Annotated in this window: 7 protein-coding genes; 2 read left to right on the plus strand and 5 right to left on the minus strand. The window is 63.0% G+C overall.

Annotated elements, in window-relative coordinates:
* Window positions 1–423: 423 nt before the first annotated feature.
* From M1P90_RS11770 to M1P90_RS11780, 3 genes are all read right to left on the minus strand, one after another.
* Entirely contained in the window at window positions 424–3135 is a 2712-nt protein-coding gene (locus tag M1P90_RS11770; RefSeq protein ID WP_483702840.1) for a winged helix-turn-helix domain-containing protein, read from the minus strand.
* Window positions 3136–3142: 7 nt separating this feature from the next.
* Window positions 3143–3967 carry a helix-turn-helix domain-containing protein gene (locus M1P90_RS11775; protein WP_483702841.1) on the minus strand — a complete coding sequence of 275 codons (825 nt, stop codon included), beginning with the start codon at window positions 3965–3967 and terminating at the stop codon, window positions 3143–3145.
* Between the two features lie 222 nt (window positions 3968–4189).
* Window positions 4190–5788: a GMC family oxidoreductase gene (locus tag M1P90_RS11780; RefSeq protein WP_483702843.1), complete on the minus strand. Its 1599-nt coding sequence runs from the start codon at window positions 5786–5788 to the stop codon at window positions 4190–4192.
* A 212-nt stretch (window positions 5789–6000) separates the two neighbouring features.
* Between M1P90_RS11780 and M1P90_RS11785 the strand changes: the two genes are divergently transcribed.
* Window positions 6001–7371 (plus strand): NAD(P)/FAD-dependent oxidoreductase, encoded by a 1371-nt coding sequence (locus M1P90_RS11785; RefSeq protein WP_483702845.1) that lies wholly within the window; start codon window positions 6001–6003, stop codon window positions 7369–7371.
* A 229-nt stretch (window positions 7372–7600) separates the two neighbouring features.
* On the plus strand, window positions 7601–7915 hold the full coding sequence (locus M1P90_RS11790) for a hypothetical protein (protein WP_483702846.1): 315 nt from the start codon (window positions 7601–7603) through the stop codon (window positions 7913–7915).
* Between the two features lie 222 nt (window positions 7916–8137).
* Here the strand turns inward: M1P90_RS11790 and M1P90_RS11795 are convergent, their stop codons facing one another.
* Both M1P90_RS11795 and M1P90_RS11800 read right to left on the minus strand, forming a co-directional pair.
* Window positions 8138–10003, minus strand: a complete 1866-nt coding sequence (locus M1P90_RS11795; RefSeq protein ID WP_483702848.1) for a hypothetical protein — start codon at window positions 10001–10003, stop codon at window positions 8138–8140.
* Window positions 10004–10491: 488 nt separating this feature from the next.
* Complete coding sequence (locus tag M1P90_RS11800) at window positions 10492–14595, minus strand: S8 family serine peptidase (protein ID WP_483702849.1); 4104 nt, start codon at window positions 14593–14595, stop codon at window positions 10492–10494.
* Between the last annotated feature and the right edge of the window lie 219 nt (window positions 14596–14814).

Below are 14814 nucleotides of genomic sequence, written 5' to 3' on the forward strand. Positions count from 1 at the left end.
CCCCGAACCCCAAATTTGAGGTGGTCGCTGGTGCAGAGTTGGGCTGTCATGCCTCCGTTGTGCCATTATGCTGGCAGCAAATGAGAAAAGAAGTACACAACTAGAAAAGCCTGTACAGCTATTCTCGTCCGATGCCTTGCTCCTATCCACAACGGAGGCATGATCACGGGCATTTCGCAGGCCGGCCACGTTCTTTGCAGGGTCCAGGGACGCAGTCCCGGCTGCGGGGTGCAGGGGTGCGCAGTCGCACCCTTGCCGCGGGGCGCGGGGCCGCGCAGGCCCCGACAGACTTTTGCACAGAGAAATGCCTTTGCCGCTGCCGTGGGGCGCGGGGCCGCGCAGGCCCCGACTGGCCTTTCTAATGAGGTGGGGGCGAGGCGAACACGTAGGTCCGCCCTGACAAGTGGAGCGCGAACGAAACCCCTAGCCGCGCGGCAGCACCCCCAGCTCACGCGCGCGAGCGACGGCCTGCGTGCGCTTGTTCACGCCCAGCTTGCCATAGATATTGCGCGCATGCACCTTCACCGTATGGAGCGAGAGAACCAGCCGCTCGGCGATCTCGCGGTCGGTGCGCCCTTCGGCAATCAGCCGCAGCACCTCAAGCTCGCGCTCGCTGAGCGCGTCAAGGGCGGCGGGCGAGGCGGCGCGCTTCGCGGCGGGCGCAAAGGCGGCCAGCAGGCGGCGCGTGTACTCGGGTGCAAGCGCGCGGGCGGCGGGTTCGTGCAGCAGCTGTTTCATAGGCAGCCCTTCGTCGAGAAAGACGCGCGCGAAGCCGCCAGGCTCGGCCAGTGGCAGCGCCATGCCCAGCGCCTGGAGCGCGTGCGCAGAGTCGCTGCCAGCGTGGGATGCGGCGGCTTCCTGCACCGCCAGCCGCAGCGTGTCGTCGCGCCAGCCGCGTGCAGCCGCTTCGGCGCGCAGGGGCTTCAGCAGTGCCGCGGCGGCCAGCGGCTCGCCCTCGGCCAGCAGCACGCGGGCCTGCGCGGCGGGGAGCTGGTAGGTCTGCGCGAGGTAGCGGGCATCGGCGAGCTTGCCCTGGCGCAGCAGCACCGGCACCTGCGCGGCGGCAATATCGGGCAGGCGGTGTGTGTAGCCACGCTCGCGGGCCGCGTGCTCAAGCTGCGCCAGCAATTCTGCCACGCCTTCCGCATCGCCCCCGGCCAGCAGCACCCGCGCAAGCGCCAGCTCGCACACAATAAAGCGGTCGATCACGCGCTCGTACTGGCGGGCCAGCGCAATGGCCTGCCGCGCATGCTGCTCGGCAGCGGCGAGCTCGTTCCACTCAAGGAGAATGCGCGCCAGGCCAAGGTGCGGCTCGTAGATAATCTGCTGCGGCTGGTCGCCCGCCAGCTCCAACACCCGCCGGTAGCTGGCTGCCGCCGCATGGAAATCGTTCTCGCCTTCTTCAAGCTGGCCAAGCCCGATCGTCGAGAGAATGAGGGTGAAGGGATCTTCGGCCGCCTCGCTCAGCGCCACCGCCTCGCGAATCGCCACCCCCGCCGCCACGCGGTCGCCCAGCAGCTGGTGCGCAAATGCCAGCGACCAGTTCGCCGTCGCGCGGAACGAGCGGTCTTCCGGGTGCAGGAATTCGAGCGCGCGGCGGGCCTGCGTGAGCATACCTGCGACGTTGTACTGCGTGAGCGCCACGGTCGCCCGCGCATTGGCAATATGCCCAATCAGGTGGCGGGTTTCGTCGCCTGGTGGAAGCGCGCGCAGCGCGGCTTCGGCGGCCTGTAGTTTCTGCTCGACGCCGCTGGTCTGGCCGGCCACCAGCAGAATTTCGGCGTGCTTCACCCACAGCCCGGGCCGCGCATCCAGCACGGCGGCTGGCTGGCCGGCCAGCCAGCCAAGAATAGCCGATACGACCGCGCCAGAGTGCAGCGGCATGCCCGGCCCACTCATCAGCCGCTCGGCGCGCGCCGTGTCGCTGGCGGCGGCGGCATGCTGGAAGGCCTCGATTGCAAAGCCCTGCGCTTCAAACCACGCGCTGGCACGCAGGTGCAGCTCGGCGGCGCTGCCGATCTGTTGCTGCAAGCGCTGGCGCAGCAGGTCGGCGAACAGGTGGTGGTAGCGATACCAGCGCCGCTCGGCATCCAGCGGCACCAGGAAGAGGTTGGCGCGCTCAAGCTGATCGAGCAGCTGCTGACTGGATTCCTGGGGGTTGGGGTTTGGCGGTTGGGGGTTGGGGGTTTGAACACGCTCCGAATCTCCTTGTTGCAATAATCTCCCATCCCCTGCCCCCCATGCCCCATCCCCCAAAACGGCATCGCACAGCGGGCCGCACATGCGATCGAGGATGGAGGTGCGCAGCAAAAAAGCCTGGACTGCAGGCGGCTGACGGTTCAGCACTTCTTCCAGCAGGTAATCGAGCACAAAGTGGTGGCTGCCGCTGAACGTGCGAACAAAGCCCGCCGCGTCGTCGTGCCCTTGCAGCGAAAGCGCGGCCAGCTGCAGGCCGGCGATCCAGCCTTCGGTGCGCGCTTCCAGCGCGGCTACGTCGGCGGCGGCGAGGTTCAGGCCCATGCTTTCGCGCAAAAATGCCGCCGCCTCGTCGAGCGTGAAGCGCAAATCGGCGGCGCGCAGCTCGGCAAGCTGCCCGCGCGCCCGCAAGCGCGCCAGCGGCAGCTGCGGGTCTTCGCGGGTGGCGAGCACAAGGTGCAGCTGCGGGGGAATATGTTCGAGCAGAAATACCAGCGCGGCATCAACGGCGGGCGAATCGAGCGCGTGGTAGTCGTCGAGCACCAGGATCACGCGCGCGGGCAGGGCATGGAGCTCATTCAGCAGCGTGGTCAGGATCGTTTCGGGCGGCGGGGGTTGCGGCGAATCGAGCAGCGCAGCGAGCGGAGCGCCCAGCGTGGGTTCGGCGGTTTGCAGCGCCGCGACGAGGTAGGCCAGAAAGCGGGCAGGGTCGTTTTCGCCCGCGTCGAGCGCCAGCCAGGCCACGCGCACATTCTTTTCTCCCGGTGCGGCCAGCCACGCGCTCAGCAGGGTGGTTTTGCCAAAGCCAGCCGGCGCAGAAAGCAGCGTCAGCGCGCCTTTCAGGCCCCCGTTCAGGCGCGCAAGCAGGCGCGGGCGCGCAACGCTCTGCGGGCGCGGGCGGGGCAGGAACAGTTTGGTGCTAAGAATGGGCGTTGCCATGGCGCAATTATACTCGTTTCTGCGCGTCCCAAGGCTGATCGAGGCTCTGGACATAGGCCGAGGGTGTTTTGCCAAGCACGGCCTTGAACTCATTGATGAAATGTGCCTGGTCGAAGTAGCCCAGCTCGGCGGCCAGCACCGGCCAGGGCGGCGCGTCGGGGCGGGCCAGCAGCTCGGCGGCTTCCTGCAGGCGAAAGCGCTGCACCATCCATTTCGGCCCCAGGCCAACGTACTCGCGAAACAGGCGCTGCAGCGTGCGCTGGCTACAGCCAACATGCGCGGCCAGGTCGCTCACCCGGCACAGCGTGCGCTCGGCCAGCGCCGCCGCGACAATCGTATTCACCAGCTCGGCATTCGGGTCGGGCGCGGGCGCGTGGGCGCGCAGAAACTGCTCGGCGCACGCGATCCGCGCGTCGGCATCGTCGGTGGCGGCCAGCCCGGCTGCCAGCGCATGCCCACATGCGCCAAACAGCGCGCCCGGGTCGCGTGCAGTATCGACAATCGTGTGGAGCGGCGCGCCAAGCATGCCACGAAAGCCGCCCGGGCGGAAGGTGATGCCAAAGGCGCTGCCCACGCCAGCCAGCCGCGTGGTGTAGCGCCCGCTGATCACGCCATGCACCAGCGTTTTGCCCGGCTCGGCCACAATATTCACGCAGGGGAAGGGCAGCGTTTCTGAATGGTGCGCCGGCTGGCCGCGCAGATCCCACGCCACCAGCCAATAGTGCTGCACGAAGTACGCCAGATCGGGCGCGGGCGCGTGGCGCGCAAGCTGGAACTTGGCCGGCACCGCCGCCGGGTTCAGCACGCCGCGCAAAGATTCTTGCTCAACCATAGGGCTCCCCACCATCACAACGCCGCGCATGGTAGCATAGATGCGCCATTGGGATGGGAGCGAGATTGATCCGCAGATTGCGCAGATTACGCAGATATGAGGTCTATAACCTGCACAATCTGCGCAATCTGTGGATGAATTTTCCGAGGCTTTGAGACGCGCTCTGGGTATCAGTCGCCTGAACGCTGCCTATCGATGACTGAAGCGCTTCCCCCAGCCGCGCTACGCCGCGACTTCCAGCTCGGCCTCCTTCACGCCCACGCCCGCAATCAGGTCGGCGGCTCGTTCCGCAATCATCAGCGTTGGCGCCTGCGGGTGGCCGCTATTCAGGCGCGGCATAATCGAGGCATCGGCCACGCGCAGCCCTGCGACGCCATGCACGCGCAATCCGGCATCCACCACTGCCAGCAGGTCGTTGCCCATTTTGCAGGTGCCCGCCGGGTGGTAGATGCTCTGGAAGCGCTGGCGAATCGCGTCGCGCAGGTCGGCGTCGCTCTGGATGGTGCGCCCCGGCCAGACCTCGTCGCCACGGAAGGGCGCGAATGCCGCCGCGCCAGCCAGCGCGCGCGCCATGCTCACGCCCGCCAGCATTGTATCCATGTCGCGCTCGTCCGAGAAATAGCGCGGCTCGATGCGCGGCGCGGCAAACGGGTCGGCCGAGGCAAGCGTGAGTGTGCCACGGCTGGCGGGGCGCAGCGCAACCACGCCGATCGAGAAGCCATGGCCGGCCGGGCTGGCATAGCCGTGTTCCATAAAGAATGCCGGCGCAAAGATCAGCTCGACATCGGGCGCGGGCAGGTCGGCGCGCGTGCGCACAAACGCCACGGCTTCGCCCACATTCGAGGTGAGCATGCCGCGCCCGCGCAGCAGGTAGGCCGCGATGTTCGCGAGGCTTTCCGCGCCAGCGAGCGTGATTGGCCGCGTGCACTCGTAGGTCACGCAGAACAGCGGGTGATCGTGAAGGTTCTGCCCCACGCCCGGCAGGTCGTGAACCACCGGGATGCCAAGCTCGCGCAGACGCCCGGCCGGCCCAACGCCCGAAAGCAACAGCAGCTGCGGCGAGTTGATCGCGCCGCCGCACAGCATCACCTCGCGCTCGGCATGGGCCTGCACAATTTCGTTGTTCATGCGGTATTCGACGCCCACGGCAACCTGCTGCTCGAACAGGACGCGGGTGGCGTGCGCGCCAGTGTGAATCGTAAGATTTGGGCGCCCGAGCGCCGGGCGCAGAAAGGCGTCGGCGGCGCTCCAACGGCGGCCACGTTTCTGCGTCACTTGCGTGGGCGCAAAGCCATCCTGGTTCGCGCCATTGTAGTCGGGGTTGCGCGCCATGCCGCGCTGGTCGCAGGCGGCGAGAAAGACGTTCGTGAGCGGGTTGGGCGAGCGCAGGCCGCCAACATGGAGCGGGCCATCCGCGCCGCGAAATTCCGAATCGCCGCCAGCGTACTGTTCCGAGCGCCTGAAGTAAGGCAGCACGTCGTCATAGCCCCAGCCCGGGTTGCCGTGGTCGCGCCAGCCGTCGTAGTCGCTGCGATGCCCGCGCACATACATCATCGCATTCATCGAGCTGGAGCCGCCCAGCATCTTGCCGCGCGGCCAGAACTGGGCGGGCGTGCCGCTCGCGGGGTCGGCAGCGGCGGTATAGTTCCAATCCTGCTCGCTTTTAAATAGTTTGGTGAAAGCCGCCGGGATGCGCACTTCCTGGCGCGTGTCGGGCCCGCCCGCTTCCAGCAGTAGCACGCGATTCGCCGGGTTGGCGCTCAGGCGGTTCGCCAGCACACAGCCAGCCGCGCCCGCCCCAACAATGATATAGTCAAACACAGTCGCTCCTTTGCAAAACTCATCGCGCTGCGGTTTGCGATGCAGCAGGCGCACTATAGCGGCGGGGTGTCGTGCGCGTCTCGAACCGAGCGTGTAGCTGGCAACCTGCCAGACATTTTGCGGCGGGGATCGTTCTTGCGCCCGATTGACTTTGTGATAATCTTCACGTAGAATACAAACATTGTGATACTTATAACAAAAAGGCACATGCCATGACGATAGATCAAATTTCCACCCCAACCGAGCTGGCCCGGCCGAACCCGCTTGCCAGCACAAGGCGCAGCGGCCGCCCCCGCATCGTGATCGTTGGCGCGGGCTTTGGCGGCCTGCACGCCGCGCGCGCGCTCAGCAAGGCCGACGTGGACGTGCTGGTGCTCGACCGCAACAACTACCACGGCTTCTGGCCGCTGCTCTACCAGGTGGCAACCGCCGGCCTGGAAGCCGAAGCCATCGCCTACCCGGCGCGGGCGATCCTGCGCAAATACGCCAACACGCACTTCCGCATGGCCGAGGTTACCGGCGTCGATTTCGCCGGCAAGCAGGTGCTCACCAGCGCGCAGCCCGAGCCCTACGACTACCTGATCCTCGCGGCGGGCAGCGCCAACAACTACTTTGGCAACAACGGGCTGGCCGAAACGACCTATGGCATGAAGGACATCGACGAAGCCGAGCGGCTGCGCAACCATGTCCTGTTCGCATTCGAGCGCGCCGTCACCGAGCCCGACCCGGCCAAACGCGCGGCGCTGCTGACCTTTGTGGTGGTTGGCGGCGGCCCCACCGGCGTCGAGCTGGCGGGCGCGTTTGCCGAGCTGATTCGCCACGTGCTGCGCAAAGACTACCCGATGCTCGACGTGTCGCAGGCGCGCGTGGTGCTGGTCGAGGCGACCGACCGGGTGCTGGCGAGCTTCCCGGTGGGCTTGCAGCGCAGCGCCAGCAAGCGCCTGAAGAAAATGGGCGTGGATGTGCTGCTGAACACTGCCGTCGCTACGGTCGATGCCGACGCCGTGCATTTTAAGAATGGCGAACAGCTCGCCGCCAGCACGGTTGTCTGGGCCGCAGGCGTGCGCGCCGCCGCCCTGGCCGACGCGCTGAGCGTCGCGCAGGGGCGCAGCGCCCGCGTGAAGGTGCTGCCCACGCTCAACCTGGCCGAGCGCCCGGAGGTGTTTGTGGTGGGCGATATGGCCTACCTGGAGACGTACAAGGATGGCCAGGCCTACCCGATGGTCGCACAGGTGGCGATGCAGCAGGGCCGGCGGGCAGCGCGCAACATCCTCGCACAGCTCGGCAACACCGAGCTGCGCGAATTCCGCTACTTCGACAAGGGGCAGATGGCGACAATCGGGCGGCGCGCTGCCGTATTCGACGCCTTTGGCGTGCGGCTCACCGGCCTGCTGGCGTGGATGGGCTGGCTGTTCATCCACATCATCTACCTGATCGGCTTCCGCAACCGCGTGATTGTGCTGGCGAACTGGGTCTACAACTACTTCACCTACGACCGGGGCGTGCGCCTGATTACGGGTGGGCTAGAAGAACGCGAACAAGCCGAGCGCGGGAACAAATCGGCTGGTGCCAGCGTCGTATAGATAGTTGATGACCCACAGCAAGGAGCCTGCTACTATGCCCAGCGATCGACGCCTGGCGCCGGCGCTATGCTTGGGCGCGATCCTGAGCTTAACGAGCTGCGGCACAAGGGGCAGCGATGCAGCTTTGTACGCGCCTGCTCAAACGCTGCCAGGCGCGACCAGCTCGCCTGCTGCGGCAACGATTGCTGTGCCTGATTTACAAGCGCCCACCCTACCGGAGAACACGCCAATGCCCGAAACACATTTGCCTGGCGCTGCGGCGCGGCTTTCACCAGCCGAAACTGCCGCACTTGCGCAGGCCGATCTCGCCGCTTCGCTTCAGGTTACCGCCGACAGGCTTGCGATTGTCGCCACGCACAGCCGCATCTGGCCCGATCGTGGGCTTGGCTGCGTGGCACGCAAAGGCGTATTCGAACCCGAGCGCATTCCTGGCTATGAGATCATCGTGGCACATGCAGGGGTGCAGTACATTTACCACAGCGATGAGTTTGGCCGTATCGTGCGTTGCCCAAATCCCGCCAAGCCACTTGGGCCAATCCGGTAGCTGGCATACTGGAAGAGCTTTACAGCAAAAGAACAGCGCTGAGCTTTTACTCGGCGCTGTTCTTTTGCAAGGTCGTTCGTTCAGGCGGATTTTACGCCTGCGGCGGGCAGGGAATTGATGCAAGGCCTTGCTGCAGCTGAGGTCAGTCTTGCTTCAATCTGATACTCAGATAAGCCTCCTGGAAGCTTGCCCGTTGTATGAAAGAACGTATTTTCCAGAGTACTAATCATCTGGGAAGCGGATCGGGTCGCCTTCGTGAACAGGGATTGCACCAGGGATTGCGCGCAGCGCTGAGTCGCGGGTTGGGGTGGCAATACCCAATTTCTTCGCGGCGCGATCGACCGTTTCATAAGCTTCGCGCGCGTGTGATACTGCACGCAAATAATCCCACCTGGTAAAGGCTTTGATCGCCTCCCCCGCATGATGATCGGCCGTCTCAAGCAAATCCTTCACCTTGTCGGCCTTGCCGCTTGCCTGAATATCGCCAAGCACCGCATTCGACCAGTTTAAGTAGCCAGCAGTTTCCCAGCGGTACATATTATCGCGGTCGAACTGGCCAAAACCATTGCTCACTGCAATGTACTGCATGACGCTATTGCTTTCGTCACCCGACCACGAGTAGTAGAACTCGTCAAGTGTGCCATAATCGAGACCCAGCTCGGAATCATAGCCGTCGTGTGGGTGCGACATGCCAATGTGGTGGCCGAATTCGTGAATAGCAGTGGTAGTAAAGCCGAACCCAGCCTCACGATCGCCTGGCGTATCGAACATGAACACGTCGCTTTGCGTGCCATCGGCCCAATTGTCGTCGGCAAATCCGAGCAAACCGCCCTGCGCGCCCATTTTCTCATCGGTTGTATTGAAGCCATAAATTGCGCCAACGTAGTCGTTCGGGCTAAACTTCGGCACATATGTATCGCGATTGGCACCGAAATAGCAGAACAACTCGGCAAAAGTATCCCCATACTGTGTCCAGCAATCGTCTTCTGCCAGCACCCCGGCAAAAATACGGAATGCGCGCTCTGCGCCGGCGTCGAGCTGACGATCCTTCAGGCGCACATCCCATTTGTAGTATGGCTCGAAATCGCGCAGCTTACCGAGCGTGTACTTGCGGTCAATCCAGTCAGTGCCTTTGCTGTTGGGATCATCCTCAAACATATTGATATACACGACCTTCTTGCCACCCGCCGCTGGTGCAGTGATGAGTGGATCGTACAGGGGCGAGCTTGTGAAGAGCAGGTTAATCGCGACAAAACGCGCAACTTTGCCAAGGTCGCTATTCAGCTTGCTTAAGTCGCGGTAGCCTTTTTTGCTATACTCCCAGATCGGCGGCATACGGTAATCTTCAACACCATTAGCATCGAGATCAGTCGTATCTACAACGTAGTTGCCGCTCCAGGCCTCGGGGCCTGCCGAAAGATCGTAGAACCAACTTCGGCCCGACGACCCACCCCATGCGATCATCTTGCGCGAGGCGCGGTCGGCACCGAAATTCACATGTGTATCGGGATCTGGCTCGTCGGTTTTAGTGTACACATGGAACTGGAAATCCTTGCGGCTATACCAGTTAATAAAGTACACCGTGTAGCTATGGTCACGATCAATGTTGAGTGAGCTGCTCTGGTTTTCCAGCCACTTCTCCACCGAAGGGCCATCGATGTACCGCACGGTCGGCGCCACATCAAGCACATTCTTTTCCTGATCGTTGTATGCCTGCTGGAAAGTAGTGAGCGGGCCGGTGGAGCCGGCGTGCGCCAGGTAGTTGAAAAACGTATTCTCGAAGCTGGTGTTGGTATTAATAAAACGGTACTTGAAATCGAAATGCAGCCCCATATCGCGCCCATTCAAGCCATAAAACAATGGGTAGCGCACGGCCGGGTCGTAGCCTTTGGGCAGTTCGGCGCGCACCTGGCTGGGCTTGATGCCGTTGTAGCCAATAAAGACAAGATTGACTGGGACAGTTTGTTTGAGCGTCACAAACTGCCCGGGCTGGAGGGTATCAAAGTGGGGCGAGCGGGCCGAAGCCGGTGTGACGAATAAAGCAGCCAGAATCAGGGCGCTAAGAATGCTGAGCCATTTTCGGTGCATACATCGTCTCCATTTCGTTATTGTGTGCAGGCAGATCATCCACCTGTGTGCGGCTGAGTAAACCCTGTGAACAAGAATGAGCAAGACAACGCAGTAGACAGGCTCTTTCGATTGCGAAATCACTCCTTTCATTATTACCACTCTTACATACTGAAAGAGGTGCCACACAGCCAAAGAAGTGCATTCATTGCTATGAAGCGTATTATCCCTTTGGAAATGAAATTTCCTTGCACTCAGCTTCCAGAAAGCTCAAGCCAGTTTTGCTTTAATCTGGTAACCAGATGAGCTTCCTGGAAGCTTGCCTGTTGTATGTTGTATGAAATAACATATTTTCCAGAGTAATTATTCCAATTACTCGCGCTGTATCATAAAACATCCTTCTTCTAGCCATCGATAGAACATTTCAGCTTTTCAAATCACGAGCCGCGCTAATGAGCAACGGTGGGCAGCTCAGGCCACCCACCGTTGGTGCCAAAATCCAGGCACCCTTACGGCACCGTGACCTCAATCGGCACGCGGAAGAGCGCTGGCGCGATGGCCGGCCCAAAGAATACGACGCCCTTGTAGGTGCCGGCGGGCTTGCCGCTGGCATCCCACGCCACCGTCACCGTGGCCGAGCCGCCCGCCGGGATGCTGCTGGGCAAGCCGCTCAGGCTCACATTCGTACCCTGAATAGCGTCGATTGTGAGCGTGAAAGGTGCGCTGCCGCCCGGCACGCTCCAGCCGTGCACCAGGATCGTGTATTCTCCATCGATGGGCTGCGGGATCGATACACTCTCGTTCGCGGTGGAGGAGGTCGACGCCGCCGCCAGATTACCAAACGGGTCGAGCACATACAGGTCAATATCGACCCCTTCTGGCCCGGCAGTGCTGACATTCAGCTCGGCGGCGTGCGCCAGCGTGATGGTCTTTATCACCGACGAGGTTGCGGGGTCGTTCGGGTCGTCCTGCTGGGCTGTTTCATTGCTGATGGCAGGCTGGCTCAGGCCAAAGCCCGCGCCGCTGAAGCCATCGAGCGCGAGATCGCTGTGCAGGGTGATGCTGGCCGAACCGCTGCCACTGCCGCTGAGATTGGCCGGGCTGAGCGTCGCCAGGCCGGCCTGACCCTGGAAGCGTTCGTCCAGCTCCGCGCCATCTACGCGCACCTGATGCAGGAAAATGCCGTGCAGGCCTTCCCTGGCTGGCGTGGCAATCAGCTCGCGCGGCCCGCCCGACGATGTCTGGTACCCCCAGCGTCCGCTGCCAACGTAGGTGTTCGGGCTGCCGCCAATCGGTGCCAGCGTGTAAGGGCCATAGATCGATGGATCGCCAGGGAAGCCGTCAACAGTCAGCGGGCAAGCCACGCCGTTGCTGAAGCAGTCTTCGCTCGGCCCCATCACCAGGGTGTCGATGTCGGAGTTCGCGCCCTTCCAGCGGTTGTCGACCAGCAAGTACGGCGACGCATTGGCGGGCAGGTCGCTGGCGCGCACATCCGCCCAGAAGAAGCGCCAGTCGCCCGACTCGTTGCGCCAGTCGTAGTCGGTGTATCCGAACAGCGCGCTATTATCGTACAGCTGTGGGGCGGCAGGTTGCGGCTGCGCGCCAAAATCGAAGCGCGTGCCGGCAGCTGCCACCGCCGTCGAAATCGGGATGACGATCTCTTCGTTGCCTTTGTGGCCGCGATAGCTGGCAACTATCGAGCCTTCGTACATGCCATAGGGCGCACCAGCCGGCACGCGCATGGTTGCGCGGAACGTGGCCTTGCCATGCGCCGGAATCGTCAGGTTGCTATGATCCATGTCGATCCACGACCACGGCTTCTGCTGCCAGAATGATGCTTCAACCTTGAGATCGGTATGCGGCACCGTTTCGGGCCGCGACGAGTGGCGGAACGATAGCAGAATGCCGCTGGCCTTGCGCTGGAGCGGGTTACCAATGCGCGCTTGCTGCGTTGGGCCGGTGTTGTCGCCATAGGTGAAGCGCACAAACTCCAGGTCATCCATTTCCGAACCTGTCACTGCGCCGTCTGCATCAGTCGTTACGTCAACCTTGCCATTGCTGTTGGTATCGTGCCAGAACGCGCCATCCTTGTTCAGGTCGGTCCAGTTCAGCAGGTGGATGCTCCAGTTGTTAAATTGCGTGTCGAAGTCGAGCGTGCCGCTGGGGTTGAACTGGTCGTAGGGGTAGGCTTCGCGCACCTGCAGCAGGTCCGTGCCGGGTGGGATGTCCTGGTCGATACGCACCACATAGTCGGGGTTCAGGAAATCGCCGTGGTCGAGCGACGCGTCGAGCGAGGTGAAGGAATAGTCGTGCGTGCCGATCTGCTGGAGCTGGCGCGCATCCAGGCGCACCTTCAGCGGCTTGTCACCGCTGTTCCACAGCGTAAAGGTCTGGCGGTCGCTCGCGCCCGGCGCAATGATATTGGCGAAGGCCGGGTATTCCTTGCCGCGATAGCTGCCCGGCGCCCACTCCACCGGCGTGGCATACGCGCCCGAGCGGCCGCCAGCCACGTCGGTGCCTTCGTCGGCATTCACCAGGCCCGCGCCCTGCGTCCATACATCGTGGTTGGTGTTGCGGGCGGTGCCCATCAGCAGGGCGCGCGCCTGGTCGAAGCTGGGCCAGCTGCCAGTGCGCTGCTTCCAGGCATCCACCATCAGCGCCAGGTTGCCGGCCGCAACTGGCGTGGCCATTGAGGTGCCGCCAAAAAAGGCGGTGGAAACAGCGCCGTCGCCAACCTCGTTCAGTGCTACCGAGCCTACGCCAAACGCGCCGGTGGCAATCGCATCCACGCCAACGTTGACGCTTGCGCCCGGCCCGCGATCCGACCACGACATCGGGTCGCCGCCGACGATCTGCCGGGCCGAGGCAATCGGCTCAAAAATACCAATTTCATCATACAAGGTCGATGCGCCGATGCCGATGCCGCTAGCTGGCTTGGGCGCGGTTGCGGTGCCGTAGCCCGCCGCACCATTGCCGGTAGCGAACAGAATAGCAGTGTTGGGCGCGAGCGTGCGGTTGATCAAATCGATCAGGCGCGAGTCGCCATCCCAGCCGTCGTTGTCGGTGTCGCTATTGCCCCACGAATTGCTGACGATCTGCACATCGTCGCTGGTGCCGGCCGCGCCATCGTAGCCCAGGCCAGCGAAGATATAGGCGTCTTCGATGAATGGCGTGCTATAAAAATCGCCGTTCTGCGTCGAAAGCACATCCTTGCCCGGACCGACCACCAGGCCCTTGCCGCCGGCCTGTGGCGGGCCAGACGGGCCGTAATAGACGGAGCCACGCACGCGGCCCTGGCCCACCGCCACGGAGGTACAGCCCATGCCGTGGTCGCCGGCGGGGCTGGCAAAGGCGTCCTGTACATGGAAAGCCACCAGGTCGCCGGGGCCGTAGGTGCTGCCGGGAATGCCCCAGTACCAATCCATCGTTGGCACGGCGTTCGCGCCATCGGAGATGAAGTAGACCAGCCCGCCCGAGATGTCGAACAGGTTGTCGTTGTTGTAGTCGAGGCAGGCGACCTCGTGGCGGCGGAACTTGCGATCGAGCGTAGCCGGGCGGTCGTCGGTGAAATCGAAGTTGTAGTTCAAATCGACATAGACGCGATCGTACACGCCGGCCTTGTGCGAATCGACCACCAGCACGGCGGCGCGCTCGCCAAACGCTGCGCTGCCATCGCCAAAGAAGGCGCTCAATACTTCGGCATTGGCGGCAAGGGTGTTGTCGGGGTGCGAGCCGATATGGTACACGCCGCTTTTGCTGCCGGGCGGCAGCGTGTAGGTGTGCGGCTCGAATGCGCCAATTGGCTGGAAGTTGGTGCTGCTGCCGCTCACTTCAGTGGAGGTGTCGGCGTAGTCGGCAAAGCCGTCGCGAATATTCGTTTCGCCCAGAACTGCGTCGCGCACGGCCAGAAAGCTTGAGATCGAGTCGAACATTTCGGGCAGGCCATAGTAAGGCGAGCTTTTGTCGTCGATATACGCCCAGGTGCCATACAGATCGGCCTGGCAGTAATCCGCGCCGGAATCATTCACCATCAGGCGCACGCCCGCACCGGTATAGCCCTTCTTCCAGGCTTCTTTCGAGCCATGGATCTGCTTGCCAGTGTCGTACCAGCCATCGGGGGCCGGCCCTGCACTGGGCTGTGCATGAAGCTTAAAGGCGATCTTGCTGTTGAGTGATGCCGCGTCGGGGTCGGGCGGCGCGGGCGGCGTAATCAGCGACTCGGGACGCTGCACGTAGAGGACATTGTCGAATGAGGCGAGCTTGAGCAAGCCGGCCGCGCTGGCGTGGCCATAGGCGACAGTGCTGCCGGAAGGATCGACAAACGGGCGCACCAGCACGTTGCTGGCATAGCGGCTTAAGTCGGTTCCAGCGCGTACACGCGCCACAAAGGCAATGTTCGTGCCTGCGCCAGCGCGCAGATTGCTGCCGTTGCCAGCAGTCATATCCTTCCACAAGTTCGGATGAATTTTGGCGCGCGGGTCAATTCGTGGCGCTGCGCCAATGCCGAGAGCACTTGGGCGCTGGGCAAGCGCGGCTGGCTGAAATGCCAGGATGACGAGCGCGATCAATCCCAGGCTTAACAGCCTGCGCGTGCGGTGGGCGTTCGACCCCATACAAGCTTCTCCCTCGTTCGTTTGGTGTTTTCTGCCGACATCCGGCAGAGCGAGGAGCGTGCAGCATGCTACCTTGCGAAAAAGCACAAGAAAAAGCGAGGTGCCAGGGGTACAGAATGCCGCACACGAATATACCAGCGTGCAGCGCCCAAACAAGCTATTCTTCTAAAAGGAAGCAGGTCTATGCTTATCATACGTGGCACGTCAAGAGCAACCCAA

It is taken from the genome of Kouleothrix sp. 19917, assembly GCF_057073505.1.

Excerpts from the sequence above, each read along its gene's own strand:
- M1P90_RS11770 (WP_483702840.1), bottom strand. The coding sequence starts at position 3,135 with ATGGCAACGCCCATTCTTAGCACCAAACTGTTCCTGCCCCGCCCGCGC.
- M1P90_RS11775 (WP_483702841.1), bottom strand. The coding sequence starts at position 3,967 with ATGGTTGAGCAAGAATCTTTGCGCGGCGTGCTGAACCCGGCGGCGGTG.
- M1P90_RS11785 (WP_483702845.1), top strand. The coding sequence starts at position 6,001 with ATGACGATAGATCAAATTTCCACCCCAACCGAGCTGGCCCGGCCGAAC.
- M1P90_RS11790 (WP_483702846.1), top strand. The coding sequence starts at position 7,601 with ATGCCCGAAACACATTTGCCTGGCGCTGCGGCGCGGCTTTCACCAGCC.
- M1P90_RS11795 (WP_483702848.1), bottom strand. The coding sequence starts at position 10,003 with ATGCACCGAAAATGGCTCAGCATTCTTAGCGCCCTGATTCTGGCTGCT.
- M1P90_RS11800 (WP_483702849.1), bottom strand. The coding sequence starts at position 14,595 with ATGGGGTCGAACGCCCACCGCACGCGCAGGCTGTTAAGCCTGGGATTG.